The sequence below is a fragment of the Belliella buryatensis genome, assembly GCF_900188245.1.
GTDB classification, from domain to species: Bacteria; Bacteroidota; Bacteroidia; order Cytophagales; family Cyclobacteriaceae; genus Belliella; species Belliella buryatensis.
The window spans coordinates 195,595-215,413 of record NZ_FZOK01000006.1 but is presented as its reverse complement, the minus strand read 5'-3'; the positions used below and the strand labels follow the sequence as shown (position 1 = coordinate 215,413).

The window sequence follows — 19,819 nt, the reverse complement described above, 5'->3', positions numbered from 1 at the left end:
CACAAAGATAATTCCTTTATTTGGAATTTAAAAGAGGCTTACTTTTTTTAGTAAATTTTGTTTGAAGCCATTTATTAACCTTTTTGAAAGCATCAATATAAATATCGGGTTCAAATAATCTTGCATCCCTCCTAGCCTGTCTTAAAAAGAAAAAACCAGCTGGTAGTAATACCAAAATGGAAAACCATGTCCCAAAAAGTGGATTGGCCATACCTTCTTTTCCCCACTTCTCCCCAGTGATGGTAAGCATATAATATATGATAAAGAAAATAATTGAAACTAAAACTGGCATACCCAGACCTCCTTTTTTGATAATTGCACCTAGTGGTGCTCCTATCATAAACATCAAAAAACAAGCAAAGGCTGTAGTATATTTTTGGTACATTGCTATCTGAAACCTTCGGTACTCCCTTTCGATATCATTAATTTCAAATACTTTTCTATTGAAGGCATTTTTTAAGGTTCGAGCATTATTTAAACCTACTGTAGCTGACCTAGAGGTATAATTACCCTTTTCAATAATGGAGTCCATTCTAGCTTTCTGTGCCTCTGTAAATTCAGTTGGTTTAATTATTTTCTTAGCTTGTGCAGCAGTAACTAAAGCACTCTTACTATTGGCTGTATCAAGTTCTGGTGTGAGCGCGTCAGTGGTACCAAGTTGCAAGTCTTTCTCTTTGGACCAATCTCTAGTCGCTAATTTCTTCTCTGAAACGACTTCTGAAGGCTCAGTATTTGCTTTATCTGGTACATCCTCTACAGTATCAACCTCTAGGGGCAGATCTGTCAATGGAATCAATGATGCGCTATCTATCATGATCGAATCAAATACGAATGTAGATCCATCAGAAATTCCTGATGACACTTCAATATTGGCTCTCTTTATTGAATCTCTTTGAGATAAAAGTTTATTTTTTTCTACTCTTATTGAATCATCATACTGTTTCTTTTTTATTATATCAGCTGGAATTTCAAATTTCCTGTTTCTAGCATAAAAAGGATAGGACGATTCGGTGGAAGCAAAATTGGTATAAACCATTCTATTGATCTCACTTGACATAGAATCTAATCCAACCTTCAATTGAGATATATTTTTAATAGATCGGTTATTTGACCACTGATCTTCCGAAGTTCTATTCATCTGAAAGGACTCCAAGTTGAAGATAATCTGGTTTTCAGAAAATTTTGTTCTCGTAAAATCTGTTGGCTTATTAAATGAAGCTCTTTTATCTCTTGACTCCTTATAGCTTATTCCATTATATAAAGTCATGCTCATGTATGAATCATTAAAAAACGGTTCCATTCTGCCAGAATCTGCCAGAATCACATTGACATTCCCTTGCCCTTCACTATGATCATATATGATCAAATCCCTTAGTCTAATGTCATCTATTTTTTGATTGACTTTGATGCTGTAATTAGGAATACCGCTATAAAATACACCTTCTTTGATATCTAAAGCGGGTGATTTCATTCTGATATCATAGAGCAAACTGAAGGTTTTTAGATTTACCTTAGGCACTAAATAGTTATTAGATAAAAATGCCAAGATTGAAAGCAAAAAAACAAAAATACCAATAGGTCTTAAAGCTCTAAGCAGTGAAATCCCACTACTCTTGATGGCTGTGAGCTCAAAATGTTCTCCTAAATTCCCAAAAGTCATCAACGAAGATAAAAGAACCGCTAATGGTAATGCCATCGGGGAAATACTGATCAAAAAATAACTGATCAACTCCATGTATACCATGAAACTGAGACCTTTTCCAAAGATCTCATCAAAATATTTAAGCATATTTACTGTCAAAAGGATGAAATCCACGACAATAAAAGTCAATAAAAAGGGTCCAATAAAAGACCCTAAAATCAATTTATCCAGTTTCTTCATGAAGCGCACAAACCTATTCAAGTCATACTATCAACGAATAGCAGTCTTTCAAGATCTCAAAAATAGGAAATCAAATGGATATTACCCCCCTATTATTTCTTTTAGATTCGAAATGAGACTTTCCCAAATCGACTCCAATTCATCATCATCATAAGAATCAGAGTAATCTATAACTTTGAGAAATAATGTCTGAGTTAACTCATTTTCTTCTAGTTTAAACTCAATGTAAGAATGATCAGATTCTTCCAGATTATTGGGATCAAAGAAATCAAACTTTACATGTGTGTTAAGCCTTTGAGCAACTAATCTTGCATAATGATCTTCTCCGTCATAATTGAAGACATATACCTTATCTTCTGTGATTCTTACATCATCGGCAAACCATTCTGACAATCCACTAGCTGAACTCAAATAAGGGAATAAAATTTTCCTTGAAGTATTTATTTGATAGTCAGCAACAAACTTGTTCTTTACCATAATTTTAGCGTTTTAATGAATAAAAAATCACATTTTTTATCTTTTTACATTTGCATTTAACAACCCAACCAAGCATATTTGCATTCCGATTTGGAGAGGTAGCTCTTCCCTATAGCTATCGGGAGGTTAGAGCGCAGGATTCATTTCCGCCGCGGCGGACACAGGCCTGCTTGCCATCAGGCAAGTTCGACTCTCTAAATATATTGAAATATTAACATTAAATACCTGGCGAGGTAGCTCAGTTGGTTAGAGCGCAGGATTCATAACCCTGAGGTCACGGGTTCAACTCCCGTCCTCGCTACAAGCCCCTCTTTTGGGGCTTTTTTTATTTTAACTTATTTTTAATCTATGTTTTGTGTTTACCTCTTATATTCTTTCAAATATCAAAACTCATATACTGGAATGACTTCTGACCTAATCACTAGATTTCAATCCCATAACTACAAATCAACAAAAGGATTTACCATTAAGTACAGACCTTGGTTCTGTATCCATGTTGAATTTATCCAAGGATAAACTCTCTAGCACTGCCGATAAATGGACTTTAAATCAAGGTAAGGTGAAAGGTTTCCTTGTTCTTTTGTAATATACTAAAATTTCGGATTTGGAGTATGATGAGAATCAAAAATAGATATAAAAAAAGCCCCGAAATACGGGGCTCAATTTAAAATAAGATAGTGCGATCTTATTTTACTTTTTCAACTACAGCTTTGAATGCCTCTGGGTGATTCATAGCTAAATCAGCAAGAACTTTTCTGTTCAATTCGATTTCTGCTTTCTTCAATGCTCCCATTAATTGTGAATATGATAAGCCATGTATTCTGGCACCGGCATTGATACGCTGAATCCATAAAGCTCTGAATTCTCTTTTCTTTGCTTTTCTGTCTCTGTAGGCGTATTGTAAACCTTTTTCATACTTGTTTTTAGCAACAGTCCAAACGTTTTTACCTCTTCCAAAGTAACCTTTGGTTGCTTTTAACACTTTTTTTCTTCTTGCTCTTGACGCTACCGCGTTTACTGATCTAGGCATAGTAATAAATTTTTTGACTCTAGGTGGTAATTCTTTCGTCTTACTCTTGTGAACCTAAGCGTCTGGTGAATAATTAACCTTAATTGATTTCGTTGATATCTGAATTAACCGATTCTCAACATTGCTTTTACTCTTCCTTCATCTGACTCATGAACCATACCCATTTTAGTCAGATTTCTCTTTCTTTTGGTATCTTTCTTAGTCAAGATGTGGCTTTTGTAAGCGTGCTTTCTTCTGATCTTACCGGTTCCAGAAAGCTTGAACCTCTTTTTTGCACTTGATTTGGTTTTTACTTTTGGCATAACTGTATTTGTTTGTTGAAAATTATTTCTTAGTTGCTTTAGGTGCTAGGAATAAAAACATCCTTTTACCTTCCATTTTAGGCATTTGTTCTACTGCACCATATTCTTCGAGTGCCTGAGCAAACTTCAATAGCAACATCTCTCCTCTTTCTTTGAATACAATTGTACGGCCTACAAAATGTACATACGCCTTTACCTTTGCTCCTTCTTTAAGAAAATTGATTGCATGCTTCAACTTGAAGTTGAAATCGTGATCATCCGTATTAGGGCCAAATCTGATTTCCTTTAAAACGGTCTTTGCAGCATTGGCTTTGATTTCTTTTTGCTTTTTTTTCTGCTCGTATTTGAACTTCGCATAATCGATGATCTTACAAACAGGTGGGTCAGCAGATGGGGAAATCTCTACAAGATCAAGTTCATTTGCTTGAGCTAGTTTGATGGCTTCTGAAGTTTGCAATACTGCATTGCCTCCTTCCACAAAGTCACCTACAACTCTTACCTCTCGCGCCCTTATTTTTTCATTGACTTTATAAGGTTCTTCTTGTCTTTGTCTAAACGGTGTTCTTCCTCTCAAAATATTTATTTATGGTTTGTTAATGAAATTGCCTGCAAATATCGGAATAAAATTGGGATTATAAAAAATACCAATCTTTTTTACCTAAATTATTGTGCTAAAGATTCTGTAATGATTCCTTTGAAATAAGCAGCAAAGTCCTCTGGTGTGAAGCTTCCCAAATCTCCCTCGCCGTGCTTCCTAACAGAAAGCTTACCATCTGCCATTTCCTTTTCTCCTACAATCAGCATAAATGGAATCTTTTTCACCTCGGCATCACGGATTTTTCTTCCGATTTTTTCATCTCGATTATCAATTGCTCCCATGATATCATGATCTTCTAGCAAACTCTTCACCTGTTCAGCATATTCCGTAAATTTCTCTGAAATAGGCAAAATGGTCATTTGTTCTGGTGATAACCAAAGTGGGAAGTTACCCGCACAATGCTCAATCAAAACAGCTACAAATCTTTCTAAAGAACCAAATGGTGCTCTATGAATCATTACTGGTCTGTGCTTTTGATTATCAGAACCTATGTATTCTAGTTCAAATCTATCTGGTAATTGATAATCGACTTGAATGGTTCCTAGTTGCCACTTTCTTCCCAAAGCATCCTTTACCATGAAGTCCAATTTTGGACCATAGAATGCTGCCTCACCCAATTCGGTAACTGTATCTAGCCCTTTCTCGGCAGCAGCTTCAATAATAGCAGCCTCTGCTTTATTCCAAGCTTCATCTGATCCTATGTACTTCTCTGCTTTTGCTGGATCACGCAATGATATCTGAGCTGTATAATCTTCAAAGCCTAGTGCCCTGAATACATAAAGCACTAAATCTATTACTTTGATAAATTCCTCTTTGACTTGTTCAGGACGGCAGAAAATATGGGCATCATCCTGAGTAAAGCCTCTTACTCTTGTCAAGCCATGAAGCTCTCCACTTTGTTCATATCTATAGACTGTCCCAAATTCTGCATACCTAATCGGAAGGTCTTTGTACGACCTTGGCTTATGCTTGTATATTTCACAGTGGTGAGGACAGTTCATTGGTTTTAGCAAAAACTCCTCCCCTTCATTAGGTGTAGCAATGGGCTGAAATGAATCCTTCCCGTATTTTTCATAATGGCCAGAAGTTTCGTATAAAGCTTTGTGACCAATATGCGGCGTAACTACCTGCTGATAACCTGATTTATCCTGGGCCCGCTTCATGAAATTCACCAAGCGCTCTCTCAATAGTGTACCCTTTGGCAACCAAAGAGGAAGTCCCATTCCAACTTTCTCTGAAAAAGTAAACAGCTCAAGCTCTCTACCCAATTTCCTGTGATCTCTTCTTTTTGCCTCTTCCAGCATGTGAAGGTATTCAGTCAATTCTTTGGCTTTAGGGAAAGTTACACCATAAATCCTGGTGAGCATCTTATTCTTCTCGTCACCTCTCCAATATGCTCCTGCAATATTGAGTAGCTTAACAGCCTTGATAAAGCCTGTATTCGGAATATGTGGACCACGACAAAGATCTACGAAATTCCCTTGCTCGTAGAAAGTAATGGTACCATCATCAAGGCCAGAAAGCAAGTCTAGCTTGTATTCGTCTCCTTTTTCTGTGAAATATGCTACTGCTTCTGCTTTAGAAATGTCTTTTCTGATGTATTCACTTTTCTGTTTGGCTAACTCAGCCATCTTGGCTTCAATTTTTTCCAACTCTGCACCATCAAACTCTCTATCGCCAAAATCCACATCGTAGTAGAAACCTGTTTCGATAGAAGGTCCGATTCCTAGCTTCACACCTGGATAAAGTGCTTCCAAAGCTTCTGCCATCAAGTGCGCCGAAGAATGCCAAAAAGTAGACTTCCCGTCCTTGTCATTCCAAGTCAATAATTGTACAGTAGCATCGGTATGAATCGGTCTGGTAGCATCCCAAACTTCTCCATTTACTTTTGCTGCAAGAACATTCCTAGCTAAACCCTCGCTGATACTAAGTGCAATCTGTAGCCCGGAAACTCCTTTTTCATAAGACCTCACCGATCCATCCGGCAGGGTAATGTTGATTTGTTGATCTGACATTTAGTTTTAAAATCAATTGATGAAACATCGCACCTATACAAACAGATGCTTTATAGCCTGCAAATATGCAAATTCATAAGCGCTTTATAAAGGTTGAGGTCAATTGATTCCTTTATTTTTTTGTTTTGAGAATCAGGAGGACATAGTTCTCAGTTTCTTTTCCATAAAAAGCTGCTTCAATAAAATCTTTGCCCTTTCCTGCTTGGTAAGCTTTCCAGTCTTCATCAGACATGGTTTGTTTTTTCTCTACTGCTTTGTTGTATAAGGATGGGCCTCGATAAGCAATGGATACTTCAGTACCTTCTAATTGATATACAGGAGGATAAAAATCAAATGATTCATCAATGTCATTGATCAAGTTGAAATTGACCAAATCATGGGTTTTATTCTGCTTATCAAAAATTGAAACAATTCCTCTCCCAGCTGTTGATAATCTACTTAACATATATTTGGAATTAGAAAATCCAAATGGAGAATAAGATGCCCCAGAGTTTTCCTGAAAATATTCTCTAAAAGCTTTATCATCCATTTCCAATTGCTTTTCCTTCATTTTTTCATGATTCATTGCATTTTTTCCAAAATCAAAAATGATTTCAGGTTTAAAACCATCAGATGTAAACCTGTACAAAGTATCCACATAAGTTCTTGTAAAATAAAATCCATCATTGCTTTCATAAAAGTTAACAGGATCCCCCATATTCCTATAAAATATGTTTGGATGAGATGAAAAATAGCTTTTGAGAACTGAGCCTTTATGGTCAATCTCCGAAACTAGATTCTCAGAACGAGCACCACTATAAACAAAAAAATGATTGGAATTAATATCATAATAAAAAGTCCTGCCCATAACTGGAATCTTGATTTCATGTATAAAACTTCCTTCAAGATCAAACTTGATAATTTTCCCTGGGTGTGCTAATAAATATATTGTATCCTGAACCACTTGAATATCTGCTAGTTCTATGTATTTTCCAAGACCATCACCCTGTTGCCTGATTCTTTTAATAAAATTACCTTGTCTATCAAAAATTTGAACACTTTTTCCAATCCACCAATCAAAAACAAAAATCATATCATTATATCCAACCAATTTGGCAATTTCGCCAATCTGTGCTTCTGGGTTATCCCCTTCTTGAAGCAATAGATACTCGATCTCAGGCTCAAAATAGTCTGTCAACTTTCCATCTTTGACTGAATCCAAGTCAACCTTGATTGTAATGATCCCATCTTTTACTATTACCTCTTTAGACTCATTTTGGGAAGTGCACCCCATAAAAAAAGCAAAGGATGCGCAAATGATCATTTGACCGATTTTCTTCTTTTGAATATTCAACATTTCATTTCCATTTAAAAATAATTAAAACCCTATTTTCACTCTCTTTAGCAAGGATCGCAGTACTTACTAAGTTCGCCCCTTTTCCATTTATAAATTCTTGCCAAGCTTCTTCTTTCATTTCTTTCTTGAGATTTTGGACATACTTATACATTTCAACACCTGTTGTCCAAGAATGAAGCAAACCCTAATAATTTTAATTTATCCACAGCTATAAAACTAATAAATAAATTTTAAACTCAATACTGCATGATTTAAACAATATCAGATTCAGACTTATATTTGTCCAAAGCTTGAAAAAATTATGCTATACGATATCATCATCATAGGCGGGGGAATTGTTGGACTTGCTACTGGATTGAAAATAAAAGAACAGAAACCTGAACTTAAAATAGCCATCCTTGAAAAGGAAAATGAACTAGCGAAGCATCAGACTGGTAATAACAGCGGTGTGATCCATTCAGGGCTGTATTATAAGCCTGGATCACTGAAAGCCACCAACTGTATCGCTGGATATCATCAGCTGATCCAATTCTGTGATGAAGAAAACATTCCTTATGAAATCACAGGAAAAGTTGTCGTAGCAACTCAAAAAGAACAAATCCCAATTCTAAATGGAATTTATGAAAGAGGATTGCAAAATGGCCTCAATGGAACAAGACATATCACGCTTGATGAACTCAAAGAATACGAACCCTACTGTGCGGGAGTAGCAGCTATTCATGTACCCCAAACTGGTATTGTGGATTACAAGCAGGTGGCTTTGGCCTATGGTGAAAAATTCAAGAAACTTGGCGGTGAGATATTTCTAGAACATGAAGTTAAGAGAACCAATTCCTTGAAAGGATATACAGTAGTTCAAACCAACAAACAACATTTCGATACCAAATTGATCATCAATTGTGGTGGACTCTATTCGGATAAAGTTGCTCAAATGAATCAAGAAGAGGAATTGGATGTCAAAATCATTCCCTTCAGAGGAGAATATTACAAACTCAAAAAAGAAAGAGAATACCTTGTCAAAAACCTGATTTACCCCGTGCCGGATCCAAACTTCCCATTTTTAGGCGTACACTTTACCAGAATGATGAAAGGTGGCGTAGAAGCTGGACCAAATGCTGTGTTGGCTTTCAAGCGTGAAGGATACAAGCGCTCGGATGTCAATCTAAAGGAATTATCAGAAACACTCGCTTGGCCAGGTTTCCAAAAAGTAGCTGCCAAATACTGGAAAACAGGTTTCGGAGAAATGTACAGATCTTTTTCCAAAGCAGCTTTCACCAAAGCCCTACAAGAGTTGATCCCTGATATCCAGGAGTCAGATTTGGTAGAAGGTGGTGCGGGCGTTCGAGCACAAGCCTGCGACAGAACAGGTGGCCTTTTGGATGATTTCAGCATCAAAGAAAATCAATATGCCATCAATGTTCTCAACGCCCCCTCTCCTGCCGCCACAAGTTCGCTATCCATCGGGCAGACGGTAAGTGAATTGGCTTTGAAGAGGTTTTAGAATTATGATGCTTTAAAACTTGGTCTAGAGAGTAAGTTCGACCCTTTTAGGGTCAGTGGTGGGTGGAATTTGGGCCATCGTTTTTCCACGGTTTTCACCCGCGGTTATTGAGAGGTTTGATCCCTTCAGGATCGGAAAATGACCATAAGAAATCTGCAAATTTCAATCTAAAAACCGACGGTGAAGCTGTCAAACTTTTCAATAGCCCTAGGTGAAACCTAGGGATAGGATGAATGACGATAAACAAGACAACCCCGTGAGGGGTTGAACTTTTATGTAGGGATTTCGACTTTTTCAGGAGAAAGATCCCCTCAAAAACTCCAAAAAACGCATTTCTGCCCAGGTGAATTCTTGACCTTTGACTAGGAAACCGGTGTGGCCTCCTCTTTTGGGCATTTCTAAAAAGATATGATGTGATTGTTCTGCTAGCTTGATGGGATAGCAGCGGTCGTGGATCAAGGGATCGTTGAGGGCATTGATGATTAAGGTTGGTATTTGGATATGTTCCATCCAATTGTCTGCACTGACAGACTTGTAAAAATCAGCTGCATCTTTAAAGCCATGAAGCTTTGCTGTAAAATGCGTATCAAAAGTATCAAAATCCTGAACCCTTTGAAGCAAGTCTAAATCTACCAATCCCGGGAATTGCTCACCTTTGAGCTGCATTTTTAACTTCAACTTGCTGAGAAAGCGCTTTCTGTAGAAACCATTTCCTTTGAATGAAAGCGTAACCGCTGAATCTGTCAAATTGCAGGGCGTGGAATAGACAGCGGCTTTTTTGATTTTTGAATTCAAGTCAAGTCCTTTTTCTCCTAAGAACTTCAAGGTCTGTGCACCTCCCATACTGATACCAGCCAAGTAATATTCATCATACACACCTGCTGCTTCTGCATGCTCAAAAACGGTATTCAAGTCATACGAAGCACCGTGATGATACATAATAGGCTGCAAATTCATCTCTCCACTGCAAGTCCTATTGTTCCAAGCCAAGGCATCAAATCCATGTTGATTGAATAGTTTCGCCAGTCCTTTGGCATAATGCCGCTCAGAACTCCCTTCCAATCCATGGGAAATGATCAGCAATTTTCTACTTCCAGTTCTCGACCAATCCAAATCCAAAAAATCCCCATCTGGCGTGTCAATTCTTTCTCTTTGGTAAGTTACTCCCTCTATTTTCCTAAAAATACTAGGAATAATGGTTTCCAAATGTCCATTGAAAAGATGTCTTGGGGGTCTTCCGTAAGTCGAGTTTGAAATAATAGGCATAGAAAAAAGAGATTTAATACCACGAAAGTAAAAACATATCGCCTAATCAGTAAATTTTTTGTTAATTCATTGATCAAAACAAAAGCAAACATGAAAATTTACCTCAGTTTTATACTTACCCTAGCAATAACTTTTAGCCTTTCCGCCCAAGATTTGGATCGCTCGATTGAGCAGTTTTATCCACATTTGGATAAGCTTTACAAAGAGCTGCATCAAAACCCTGAGCTCTCTCTTCAGGAAAAAGAAACATCCGAAAAGATGGCTGCTGAACTTAGAGCACTAGGTTATGAAGTCACTGAAAATATTGGTGGCTATGGTGTAGTCGGCATGTTCAAAAATGGTCCAGGGCCTGTTCTCCTAATCAGAACAGATATGGATGCTTTACCGATGGAAGAAAAAACGGGTTTGCCTTATGCATCCACTAAAAAAGGAACTTCCAATGATGGCAAAGAAACCTTCATCACGCACTCTTGTGGACACGATATCCACATGTCGGTATTTGTCGGCACTGCCAAGATGATGATGGATTACAAAAACAGCTGGAGAGGAACTGTTCTGATGGTGGCACAACCTGCGGAGGAAAATGGTCTCGGTGCTTTCAACATGATGAATGATGGACTTTATGAAAAATTCCCTCATCCGGATTATGCGATTGCTTTGCATGATGATCCTTTTTTGCCTGCCGGAACATTGGGATACAAAGCGGGTCCACTGATGGCGGGCGTTGACATGATGAATGTCAAAATTTTCGGTGAAGGTGGACATGGTGCAGCTCCACACACGACTATTGATCCGATTGTTTTGTCTGCACAGATCATTCAAGCTTATCAAACGATCGTCAGCCGGACATTAACCCCAACCGATCCTGCGGTGGTGACAGTGGGTTCCATTCATGGCGGATCGGTTCACAATATCATTCCTGACGAAGTGATGATGCAACTGACAATCAGGACTTACTCCTTAGATGTAAGAGAAAAAATAATCAGCAGAATCAAAGAAATCAGTGAAAATTACTCCAGAGCAGCAGGATTGGGCGAGGATAAAATGCCAGAATATTGGATTAGAGAGCCATTTACCAAGCCTTTGATCAATGATGCAGCTTTGACTGATCAGATGGTGAATGTTTTCCAACAAACCTTTGGGGAAGATAAAGTAGTAGAAGTAGCCGCTCAAATGGTTGGGGAAGATTTTAGTGCCTATGGCAATCAAGAAAGAAAAATTCCAATCAGCATGTTCTTCTTAGGAGCCAATGATCCTGAATTTCTTGAAGAAGCAAAAGCTAATAATATCGATATTCCTGGACTTCATAGCCCATACTTTGCCCCTCTACCAGAACCTACTATCAAAACTGGTGTCAAGGCCATGACAAGCTTTGCGATGGATATTTTCAAAAATCAGGAAGTCATGATAAATAGAGGAAATTGATTTAGTAACAATTGAATGATTTTGTGTTAACCACTTCCTTGAATCTTTACTTTACTTTTGAATTGTAAACTTTCTTCATAGGGAATCAATAGGATTTAAACTCAAAAAGCGGTCTGAAAATCAAACCGCTTTTTTAATAGTTTTTTTTGAGTAAATATGATTCTCCTTGGTGCAGGTTAATGAACTTTTCAAATATAACAATCCTTAATCAAGGCTTAACACGGTTCAACGCCAGCAACTTAAGCATCCAATTTGGTAAAGACTTTTCAGGCTTTCTATTCTTGAGGTTCAAGTACCAGCCCCATTTTTCCATAATGGGGATTTTATGAGTCTCTACAAATTCTATTAATGTCCCATCAGGATCTTCACAATACGAGAAGTGGCCGGCTGCTTTTCCCATATCAAAACTGTTACTGCTATCTACAGTAAAAGGGAAACCATTTTCAGCACATTTTTCTGATAATTCTTTCATTCCGGTGATATCAAAGCATACATGAATAAACCCTAAATCTCCCCAATCTCTGTTTTCAAATATCTTTTTGGGAACGCTATCTTTCACTTCAAAAAGTTCTATTTCAGACTTACATAATAACTTACTAAATGCTCCTACCCTGCCCTCTGGTCTATGTATCAATACTCTCCTGAAAGTGGCTTCTCCACCATGGATCCCAATCAAATCCTCAAAAAGACCTGTCACGTCAGACTTGATTTCATGATACCCTAGGATTCCTTGATACAATTTGAGTGCTTTATCTATGTTGCTAACTCCAATAGAAACACCAGCTACCCCCCCAGTATGATCTTTGTTCAACTTGAACCAAGAGGGACTTTCTACCATTTCGAAGGTATTACCATATGGATCTAGTACATAGAAATGCATTCTTCCGCAAGGAGAAAGTTCCGGTGCTGTCAAGACTTGAGCACCTTCATTGACAAAATAATCATAAGTCTTCTGAATATCCTTCGTTCTAATTTTTACAGCAAAAATCCCCAAATCCCCAAGTGATAATTCAAAATCTGACCTGACAGGCTTTTTATTCGTGTATTGCCAAATCTCAAACCCACCTCCACCTTGCATATTCATCGCAAGAATAGCAAAGCGTTCCTGTGCTTTATCAGAAGTATACCTTGTCATCAAATTAGCAGTTGCAGCATCTTCAAAAATTGGCACATCCATCTTAAAAAACTTTCTATACCAAGACCATGCCTCTTTGGCATCAGTCACACCGATACCTACTTGTTGGATACCGCTGATGATCGGTAATAGTCCATTACTTTTACTCATATTTAAACAATCAATTATCTATATTTCAGCATTTTGTGGTAGATAGATTTGAGTTCATTAGGGTTTCTCTTGAGGTAATAAAGCATGAAAACTGTCAAATTAGCAAGCTGAACTCTCAACCAAGAATTGGTCTCGTATTTTCTAGCAGAAACAAGGATACTTTTTGGCAAAACCGTAAAACCAAACTTCCTCTTAATTCGACCAACTAATTCAAAATCTTCCATGATAGTAAAGTACTCATCGAAACCTTGCAACTCCTCAAATGCTGACCTTGCAATGAACAAAGTCTGATCTCCACCTCCTGAAAATATACCATTAAATCTTGTAAACCAAGCATTCATTTTTAGTAATGGTTGAGTAGAATTAAATTTGTATTGGTAACATCCTGCTAAATTTCCATTTCTTATTGATTCTAAGATATCTTTAGCAAAATCTTCGTGAGGTCTACTATCTGCATGCACAAAGTAAAAAATTCCACCTGTGGCTTCAGAGGCACCCCGATTTAGCTGAGCTGCCCTACTTTTAATTTGTGAACGCAATAAGATAGCACCTTGAGTTCTTGCAATGTGGACTGTATCATCATTGCTTCCACCATCCACTACAATTACTTCTGCCAAATATTCCCCACCAAACTTAAAAATTATGGGTAATAGCTCTATAAGATTTTCTGCTTCATTCAAAACTGGAATGATTACTGAAATTTTCATTAGGGACTTTTTCTTTTAATCACATAATTCTTGATAGGACTCTGCATGACAGCTTTTTGAAATTTCCCATTTTCATAGTAGAATCTGTTCTTATTACCATTGACATTGACCTCGTAATAATCTTTGTATTTGGTAATCGGAGATGGGAGTCCAAAATTTTCAGCCATAAAGATTTGCTGACCTACCGGCTCTTCAAAATACAATCTAGCAGAGCTGAAAAAAAGTGGATTATTGATCACCGTATCCTTCTCATATTGATAACTAGTCGCTTCGATTATATATCGATCATTTTTCCAGATAATATCTGAAGAAAACTCTCCTTTGTTACTTTTAGTCTCTGCCCTTGCCTTGATCAATTGTTCGCCTTTGAATTGTGAATTGATTGAATAATCCACATTTACTTTCCCAAAAAACCAAAAGCTGACTTCACTTTTTAAATCGTAGAATGATTCATCTCCTTTCTCTGTTTTAACTGCCGTCATTTCACCAATTGAAAACCCAGCAACAGAGATTTCAAAATCCATTTTCTCCTGAGCTAAACCAGGTAAGCTCAAGAGAATGATTATTCCAGCTAAAATTTTTTTTATGTAATTCATCATTTAAATTATAATTCTATGGTATTTAGTTTAGAGTAACTTTTCCAAAGTTCAATTTTGAGAAATATGTTTACTTTGACTATTTATCAAACTTTGGAAAAGTTTATATCCAACTCGTGACCTTTTCTAAACAAAATTGAATTACAATTTCTGAATTTTTAGCCTAACAACAACCTCCACCATCATAAAAGAAAGTTGATTCAGTAATATAAATGTCTTCCCTTCCTAAATTTTTTATCGCACTTGCTGTCTTATCACATACAGAAAGTGGCTGATTTTGCATCAAAATATGTCCTTTTTCATCATCAAAATACTCTTCTGATCCGAAGTAAATGGCTGTTTTACCTGTAAAAACACATGGTCCGTCAGCCGGCATTGGATCTTTGATGGCACATACCTCCACACTTTCCAAAAATATCATCTCCTCAGTATCATAATGACTAGGAGCCAATATCCTATAAGGTCTTTTAGCTCTGATTTCAACAGTACCGAATCCAGCGTCAGTGATCATCTTGAGGTATTCTTGAAGAGAAAGAGAACCGCTAAGACATAAAGCCCTCAGCCGCTCATCATTTTTAAGACTCTCAGGCATAGCTTGCTCTGTCACAGGGTCGCTGAGCACCAAGCGACCATGTGGCTTCAGCACCCTGTACATTTCTTTCAAAGCCAAAGCAAGGTCTTCTTTGGTGAAAATGTTAAAAAGGCAATTTTGAGCAGCAACGTCTATGCTTTCATCAGCAATGGGTAAAGCTAGTGCTGACCCCTTCCTTAGAGATACAAACTCCTTTTTAAACCAATCATTCTCTTTCTCGGCTATTTCAAGATTGTCCTCGCAAGCCTTGATCATTTCGTCAACGATATCTACTCCGATTACACCATTTTCCTTTCTGGAAAAATAAGAGAATTGCAAAACTTCCATTCCGCCACCAACTCCCACATAGAGGATATTAGGATCATTGACTAAGTCTCTGAAATGAACTGTACTTCCACAGCCATAATTCATTTCTTGCATAATCTTCGGAATTTTCAATCCTGGAAATTGCCAAATCGGTGTAGTAGTGCAGCATAAACCAACGTCAGGCTTCAAGGCTGCGTCTCTGTATACATTCGCTGTTGTTTCTAAGTAAGTACTCATATAGTTTGTGAAAGTGTATTTTTGTATTTGATCCAGTCTGCTTCGTTATCAATGTCAGACAACATCTCAAGTAGCGTAAATGAATTTCTATTTAAGTTAAGTTTTTCAATGGAATCCATCAAAACTCTATCATGACTCCAGGTCATCTTTTCAAAAAGATGGGGGATAAACTGATTCATACCCAGTAAATAATAACCTCCATCTCTAGCTGGGCCAAAAACGGTATCTGAATAAGCCAAAGTCTCAAACGCTTGATTGATCAAATCTTCGGTGATTTCAGGACAGTCAGTACCTATGATGGCAGCTTGATCATATCCTTCCTGAAAAATTTCTTCGAATGCATTTTTCATCCTTGAGCCTAAGTCAGCACCATTCTGAACGCTTAATTTAACCCGATCAACAAACATTTCTTCTAATCCACTTTCAACTTTCTCGCTGAAATAAATAAAAGTGTCAATAGCTTCTATTTGATTAATGACCTTATAGGTATGCTGCAGCAATTTCATATAGATTTCTAAGGCTTTAGCATCTCCAACGGTGGCTGCTAACCTAGTTTTGACTTTACCTAGTACAGGATTCTTCTGAAATACAATGAGTGCTTTTTTATTTTCTCTCATAGCTTATGCAGTAGCCCCTCCACAACTAGACCCAGCTCCAGCAGTACAGCCAAAACAATGTTGCTTCACGATAATTTCTCTTTCTAAAAGAGATTTTTGATTCCAATCTGCTATATGTTGGCTTGTAGGTGAAGCTACTTTTAATTCAAGCATTTGATTGAAATCACAATCATATAAGTATCCATCCCAGCCCACTGATATCGTATTTCTACACATCACATTAGCAGCAGCCACTGGATTGTAAGCATCTAGCAGCTTTTCCATATAGCTATCATAATTCTCTGACCTGAGCAGATATTCTAAAAATCTACTGATTGGCAAATTGGTGATGGTATACAATGAATTAAAAGTGATGTCGTAGGAATTCTTTAGACGTTTCTTAAACTCTAACTCCAGTCCTTCCTGAGAGGCTGGAAGAAATGCACCAGCAGGGTTATAGACCAAATTTAATTGCAAATCTGAACCTTCCGATCCATAGCCAATCTCATTGAGCATTTTCAAAGCTTTGATTGATTTATCAAAAACACCATCTCCTCTTTGTGAGTCTGTTTTGACAGCAGTAAAATAAGGTAGAGAAGATACTACCTCGATATGGTGCTTTTTATAAAATTCTGGGAGATCATGATATTTTGGATTTGCCAAAATGATTGTCAAATTACATCTCACAATGATATGAACCTCTGAGCTAATTTTTCTTACCTCTTCGATAAACCAACGAAACTCAGGGTTCATCTCAGGAGCTCCACCAGTCAAATCCACTGTTTTGATACCGCCCTTTTTGATTACTTCTAAAATCATCAGCATTGTTTCTCTTGTCATGATTTCTTTACGGTCTGGACCTGCGTCCACATGACAGTGCTTACATACCTGATTGCACATCTTACCCATATTGATTTGAAGAATATCAATTTGGGTTGGGCTTAATGGAAAAAGATTTGAGTCAGCAAGCTTATCAGCAAAACTTAGTCCATTGATTGGTGTATCCAGAACTTCTAATTCGTATTCAATTTTAGAAAGCGGGTGTTGTTGAGCTTTTAAAGATTTCATCTATTGTTATCAAAATTTTACAAGACATTACATTGAGATCTCTTTTACTTTGCTCATCATTTGAGTACTATGGACGAGTGATGCTCCACCTCTAATGGCTGCAGCTACATGCACAGCTTCCATCATCTGTTCTTCATCGCAGCCTTTTTCCATTGTATCTACAGTGTAAGCGTCTATACAATAAGGGCATTGAATAGCGTGTGCAACTGCTAACGCAATCAAGGATTTTTCTCTAGCCGTTAAAGCACCCTCTTGAAATACTTCTCCGTAATAGTCGAAGAATTTATCCGCCATAGATTTTTGAAAATCTCCAATTTTTCCAAATTTCTTAAGGTCTTCAGGGTTATAATAAGTTTTCATTTTTGATAGTTTTGGTTGATATACGTTATAAGTCTAAGATATAGATTTATGTTTATGTAATAATAACCTCAATAAGGAAGCAATAAAAGTTTTTAGCACAACAACCATTAAAAGCTAGCTTTATGGCATGATCAAGACATTTCTTGAAAAGACATTTTATTAGTTGATACTGCATTTTATCAAAACTTAATTCTGATTAAAGCATTATTTTTAATATTATAGTAAAGCATTTATAAAAAATCATCTTCCTTAATTATATATTTTTTAAATTTCGATCCCAACCAGATTTTCACCCAATTAAAAACTCTTTATGCCTATTTACAGCATTATTACTGGATCTGGAAAATACATTCCAGAGATAATTGTCAAGAACGAAAGCTTTCACACTCGTAATTTTATCAATGAAAAGGGAGAAAAATTAGAAAAGCCTGTTCCGGATATTGTCAATAAGTTTCAAGAAATCACAGACATACAAGAAAGAAGGTATCTCAGTCCTGACCTCAATACTTCTGATATGGCTTACTACGCTGCCAAAGAAGCCATTGAGCACTCGGGAATTGATCCTGAATCATTAGATTATATTGTCGTTGCTCACAACTTTGGAGATATCCTTCATGATAATATCAAATCGGATTTGGTTCCTACTTTGGCTTCTAGAGTCAAACATAAACTTCAAATTGCAAATCCAGATTGCGTAGCTTATGATTTACCATTTGGATGTCCAGGGTGGGTTCAGGGAGTCATTCAAGCGGATTATTTCATCAAGTCAGGCGATGCAAAGCGCGTGCTAGTCATTGGAGCAGAAAATCTCTCTCGAATAGCTGATCCACATGATATTGATAGCATGATTTACTCAGATGGTGCAGGAGCAGTAATCTTAGAGGCCAAGGAAAGTTCTAACCCAGTTGGCATTCTTTGTCATAAGACTCGTACTGATACACTCAATGAAGCACATTTCTTGAAAATGGATATTTCTTATCATCCCGAGTTTGAGGACAATACCTTATTTATGAAAATGAATGGGCGAAAACTCTATGAATACGCACTCAATACAGTGCCTGCTCTTGTCAAAGCTACGATTGACAAATCAGGGGTTCCTATCCAAAAGATCAAGAAAGTACTCATTCATCAAGCCAATGCTAAAATGGATGAAGCAATCATTCAGAGGCTATTCAAACTTTATGATCAAAAACTAGAAGATTCTACTTCTATTATGCCAATGACCATTTCTAAACTAGGCAATAATTCTGTAGCAACAGTACCGATTTTATATGACATGATTGTCAAAGGAGAACTTGATGTACACAAAATTAATTCAGGTGATCATATTGTATTTGCTTCTGTGGGTGCCGGAATGAATGTTAATGCATTCATTTACTTAGTTCCTTAAAATTTACTTAAGTAATATTGAAAAACCCTGCCAGAAAAAATTCTGCCAGGGTTTTTCCTTTTTAAATGAAAATATCACCTTGAAGATATGTTACCGCTTTACCACTTATATGAACCCTATCGCCAACTAGTTTACAGGTCAAGCTTCCAGATCTTGCAGACAGTTGAATAGCAGTCAAATTATTCTTATTTAATTTCTCTGCCCATAAGGCAGTCAAAGTAGTATGTGCAGAACCAGTGACAGGGTCTTCTTCCACCCCTACTTGCGGACCAAACCAACGACTCACAAAATCCACTTCCTTTCCTTGCGCAGTAATAATAAATCCACGAGTTTTTATTTTCTCTATCTCTTTCAAATCTACATGAATATCGAGTATGTCATCTTCTGATTCATATACTAGAACATAGTCACTTTTACCTCTCCAAAGCTCTTTAGGGGCTTTACTAAAACCTTGAAACATATTTGAATCTGGGTCAATTCTTTTTATTTCATCTACTGGAAAATCTAAAGTAAGCATCCCATGCTCTTGTTTCCTCACATCCAAAGCACCAGTTCTTGGGGAAATGAATTTGATTAAATCTCCAGTGTAGTCTTCATGCTCAAATAAAACATGCGCTGAGGCTAAAGTTGCATGGCCACAGAGGTCAACTTCCACCATTGGAGTAAACCAGCGGATCAAGTAATATTCTCCATCTGCAACCACAAATGCTGTTTCAGATAAGTTATTCTCTATGGCTATTTTTTGCATAAGTTCATCCGACAACCAGCTTTTCAAAGGAACCACAGCGGCAGGATTACCTTTAAAAACTTCCTCTGCAAATGCATCTACTTGGTATATTTTCAATTTCAT

Annotated in this window: 20 protein-coding genes and 1 tRNA gene; 5 read left to right on the top strand and 16 right to left on the bottom strand. The window is 37.2% G+C overall.

What is annotated here, in order from left to right; genetic code table 11:
- Positions 1–16 precede the first annotated feature (16 nt).
- Positions 17–1,882 carry an LptF/LptG family permease gene (locus tag CHB66_RS08210; RefSeq protein ID WP_089239836.1) on the bottom strand — a complete coding sequence of 622 codons (1,866 nt, stop codon included), beginning with the start codon at positions 1,880–1,882 and terminating at the stop codon, positions 17–19.
- Between the two features lie 81 nt (positions 1,883–1,963).
- Complete coding sequence (locus CHB66_RS08205; protein ID WP_089239834.1) at positions 1,964–2,359, bottom strand: START-like domain-containing protein; 396 nt, start codon at positions 2,357–2,359, stop codon at positions 1,964–1,966.
- Positions 2,360–2,586: 227 nt separating this feature from the next.
- Here CHB66_RS08205 and CHB66_RS08200 point away from each other — a divergent pair.
- Positions 2,587–2,660 (top strand) — tRNA-Met (locus CHB66_RS08200).
- 47 nt (positions 2,661–2,707) lie between these two features.
- A complete protein-coding gene (locus tag CHB66_RS08195; RefSeq protein WP_089239832.1) occupies positions 2,708–2,875 on the top strand; it encodes a GIY-YIG nuclease family protein in 168 nt (55 codons plus the stop codon).
- A 169-nt stretch (positions 2,876–3,044) separates the two neighbouring features.
- Here the strand turns inward: CHB66_RS08195 and rplT are convergent, their stop codons facing one another.
- The 5 genes from rplT to CHB66_RS08170 form a co-directional block, all read right to left on the bottom strand.
- Positions 3,045–3,389, bottom strand: a complete 345-nt coding sequence (gene rplT, locus CHB66_RS08190; protein WP_089239830.1) for a 50S ribosomal protein L20 — start codon at positions 3,387–3,389, stop codon at positions 3,045–3,047.
- Positions 3,390–3,493: 104 nt separating this feature from the next.
- Positions 3,494–3,691: a 50S ribosomal protein L35 gene (rpmI, locus tag CHB66_RS08185; RefSeq protein ID WP_014773228.1), complete on the bottom strand. Its 198-nt coding sequence runs from the start codon at positions 3,689–3,691 to the stop codon at positions 3,494–3,496.
- 22 nt (positions 3,692–3,713) lie between these two features.
- The gene (gene infC / locus CHB66_RS08180) at positions 3,714–4,265 is read right to left on the bottom strand and encodes a translation initiation factor IF-3 (protein ID WP_076502942.1); all 552 of its coding nucleotides are present in this window, start codon (positions 4,263–4,265) and stop codon (positions 3,714–3,716) included.
- Between the two features lie 89 nt (positions 4,266–4,354).
- The gene (gene thrS, locus CHB66_RS08175; RefSeq protein ID WP_089239828.1) at positions 4,355–6,304 is read right to left on the bottom strand and encodes a threonine--tRNA ligase; all 1,950 of its coding nucleotides are present in this window, start codon (positions 6,302–6,304) and stop codon (positions 4,355–4,357) included.
- Positions 6,305–6,416: 112 nt separating this feature from the next.
- Positions 6,417–7,640, bottom strand: coding sequence for a 6-bladed beta-propeller (locus tag CHB66_RS08170; protein WP_089239826.1), 1,224 nt, complete (start codon positions 7,638–7,640; stop codon positions 6,417–6,419).
- Between the two features lie 301 nt (positions 7,641–7,941).
- Here CHB66_RS08170 and lhgO point away from each other — a divergent pair, with 301 nt between their 5' ends.
- Entirely contained in the window at positions 7,942–9,141 is a 1,200-nt protein-coding gene (lhgO, locus tag CHB66_RS08165) for an L-2-hydroxyglutarate oxidase (RefSeq protein WP_089239824.1), read from the top strand.
- Between the two features lie 294 nt (positions 9,142–9,435).
- On the opposite strand, the gene CHB66_RS08160 is transcribed toward lhgO, so the two are convergent.
- A complete protein-coding gene (locus CHB66_RS08160; RefSeq protein WP_089239822.1) occupies positions 9,436–10,407 on the bottom strand; it encodes a YheT family hydrolase in 972 nt (323 codons plus the stop codon).
- Between the two features lie 90 nt (positions 10,408–10,497).
- Here CHB66_RS08160 and CHB66_RS08155 point away from each other — a divergent pair, with 90 nt between their 5' ends.
- Entirely contained in the window at positions 10,498–11,832 is a 1,335-nt protein-coding gene (locus CHB66_RS08155; RefSeq protein WP_089239820.1) for an amidohydrolase, read from the top strand.
- 208 nt (positions 11,833–12,040) lie between these two features.
- Here the strand turns inward: CHB66_RS08155 and CHB66_RS08150 are convergent, their stop codons facing one another.
- From CHB66_RS08150 to CHB66_RS08120, 7 genes are all read right to left on the bottom strand, one after another.
- A complete protein-coding gene (locus CHB66_RS08150; RefSeq protein WP_089239818.1) occupies positions 12,041–13,117 on the bottom strand; it encodes a VOC family protein in 1,077 nt (358 codons plus the stop codon).
- Positions 13,118–13,131: 14 nt separating this feature from the next.
- Positions 13,132–13,824, bottom strand: a complete 693-nt coding sequence (locus CHB66_RS08145) for a TIGR04283 family arsenosugar biosynthesis glycosyltransferase (protein WP_089239816.1) — start codon at positions 13,822–13,824, stop codon at positions 13,132–13,134.
- Positions 13,824–14,423, bottom strand: coding sequence for a DUF6134 family protein (locus tag CHB66_RS08140; protein WP_089239814.1), 600 nt, complete (start codon positions 14,421–14,423; stop codon positions 13,824–13,826). Before CHB66_RS08140 ends, CHB66_RS08145 begins: the two co-directional genes overlap by 1 nt.
- A 160-nt stretch (positions 14,424–14,583) precedes the next feature.
- Positions 14,584–15,555, bottom strand: coding sequence for an arsenosugar biosynthesis arsenite methyltransferase ArsM (gene arsM, locus CHB66_RS08135; protein ID WP_089239812.1), 972 nt, complete (start codon positions 15,553–15,555; stop codon positions 14,584–14,586).
- Positions 15,552–16,172: a TIGR04282 family arsenosugar biosynthesis glycosyltransferase gene (locus tag CHB66_RS08130; protein ID WP_089239810.1), complete on the bottom strand. Its 621-nt coding sequence runs from the start codon at positions 16,170–16,172 to the stop codon at positions 15,552–15,554. Before CHB66_RS08130 ends, arsM begins: the two co-directional genes overlap by 4 nt.
- Positions 16,173–16,175: 3 nt before the next feature.
- Positions 16,176–17,219 (bottom strand): arsenosugar biosynthesis radical SAM (seleno)protein ArsS, encoded by a 1,044-nt coding sequence (arsS, locus tag CHB66_RS08125; protein WP_089239808.1) that lies wholly within the window; start codon positions 17,217–17,219, stop codon positions 16,176–16,178.
- A gap of 27 nt (positions 17,220–17,246) precedes the next feature.
- Complete coding sequence (locus CHB66_RS08120) at positions 17,247–17,579, bottom strand: arsenosugar biosynthesis-associated peroxidase-like protein (protein WP_089239806.1); 333 nt, start codon at positions 17,577–17,579, stop codon at positions 17,247–17,249.
- A gap of 310 nt (positions 17,580–17,889) precedes the next feature.
- Here CHB66_RS08120 and CHB66_RS08115 point away from each other — a divergent pair, with 310 nt between their 5' ends.
- Positions 17,890–18,969: a 3-oxoacyl-ACP synthase III family protein gene (locus tag CHB66_RS08115; RefSeq protein WP_089239804.1), complete on the top strand. Its 1,080-nt coding sequence runs from the start codon at positions 17,890–17,892 to the stop codon at positions 18,967–18,969.
- Positions 18,970–19,030: 61 nt separating this feature from the next.
- On the opposite strand, the gene CHB66_RS08110 is transcribed toward CHB66_RS08115, so the two are convergent.
- A complete protein-coding gene (locus CHB66_RS08110; protein WP_089239801.1) occupies positions 19,031–19,819 on the bottom strand; it encodes a PhzF family phenazine biosynthesis protein in 789 nt (262 codons plus the stop codon).

Excerpts from the sequence above, each read along its gene's own strand:
- CHB66_RS08170 (WP_089239826.1), bottom strand. The coding sequence starts at position 7,640 with ATGTTGAATATTCAAAAGAAGAAAATCGGTCAAATGATCATTTGCGCA.
- thrS (WP_089239828.1), bottom strand. The coding sequence starts at position 6,304 with ATGTCAGATCAACAAATCAACATTACCCTGCCGGATGGATCGGTGAGG.
- CHB66_RS08160 (WP_089239822.1), bottom strand. The coding sequence starts at position 10,407 with ATGCCTATTATTTCAAACTCGACTTACGGAAGACCCCCAAGACATCTT.
- arsS (WP_089239808.1), bottom strand. The coding sequence starts at position 17,219 with ATGAAATCTTTAAAAGCTCAACAACACCCGCTTTCTAAAATTGAATAC.
- CHB66_RS08120 (WP_089239806.1), bottom strand. The coding sequence starts at position 17,579 with ATGAAAACTTATTATAACCCTGAAGACCTTAAGAAATTTGGAAAAATT.
- CHB66_RS08155 (WP_089239820.1), top strand. The coding sequence starts at position 10,498 with ATGAAAATTTACCTCAGTTTTATACTTACCCTAGCAATAACTTTTAGC.
- CHB66_RS08145 (WP_089239816.1), bottom strand. The coding sequence starts at position 13,824 with ATGAAAATTTCAGTAATCATTCCAGTTTTGAATGAAGCAGAAAATCTT.
- rpmI (WP_014773228.1), bottom strand. The coding sequence starts at position 3,691 with ATGCCAAAAGTAAAAACCAAATCAAGTGCAAAAAAGAGGTTCAAGCTT.
- arsM (WP_089239812.1), bottom strand. The coding sequence starts at position 15,555 with ATGAGTACTTACTTAGAAACAACAGCGAATGTATACAGAGACGCAGCC.
- CHB66_RS08210 (WP_089239836.1), bottom strand. The coding sequence starts at position 1,882 with ATGAAGAAACTGGATAAATTGATTTTAGGGTCTTTTATTGGACCCTTT.
- lhgO (WP_089239824.1), top strand. The coding sequence starts at position 7,942 with ATGCTATACGATATCATCATCATAGGCGGGGGAATTGTTGGACTTGCT.
- CHB66_RS08130 (WP_089239810.1), bottom strand. The coding sequence starts at position 16,172 with ATGAGAGAAAATAAAAAAGCACTCATTGTATTTCAGAAGAATCCTGTA.
- rplT (WP_089239830.1), bottom strand. The coding sequence starts at position 3,389 with ATGCCTAGATCAGTAAACGCGGTAGCGTCAAGAGCAAGAAGAAAAAAA.
- CHB66_RS08115 (WP_089239804.1), top strand. The coding sequence starts at position 17,890 with ATGCCTATTTACAGCATTATTACTGGATCTGGAAAATACATTCCAGAG.
- CHB66_RS08140 (WP_089239814.1), bottom strand. The coding sequence starts at position 14,423 with ATGATGAATTACATAAAAAAAATTTTAGCTGGAATAATCATTCTCTTG.
- CHB66_RS08110 (WP_089239801.1), bottom strand. The coding sequence starts at position 19,819 with ATGAAATTGAAAATATACCAAGTAGATGCATTTGCAGAGGAAGTTTTT.
- CHB66_RS08205 (WP_089239834.1), bottom strand. The coding sequence starts at position 2,359 with ATGGTAAAGAACAAGTTTGTTGCTGACTATCAAATAAATACTTCAAGG.
- CHB66_RS08195 (WP_089239832.1), top strand. The coding sequence starts at position 2,708 with ATGTTTTGTGTTTACCTCTTATATTCTTTCAAATATCAAAACTCATAT.
- CHB66_RS08150 (WP_089239818.1), bottom strand. The coding sequence starts at position 13,117 with ATGAGTAAAAGTAATGGACTATTACCGATCATCAGCGGTATCCAACAA.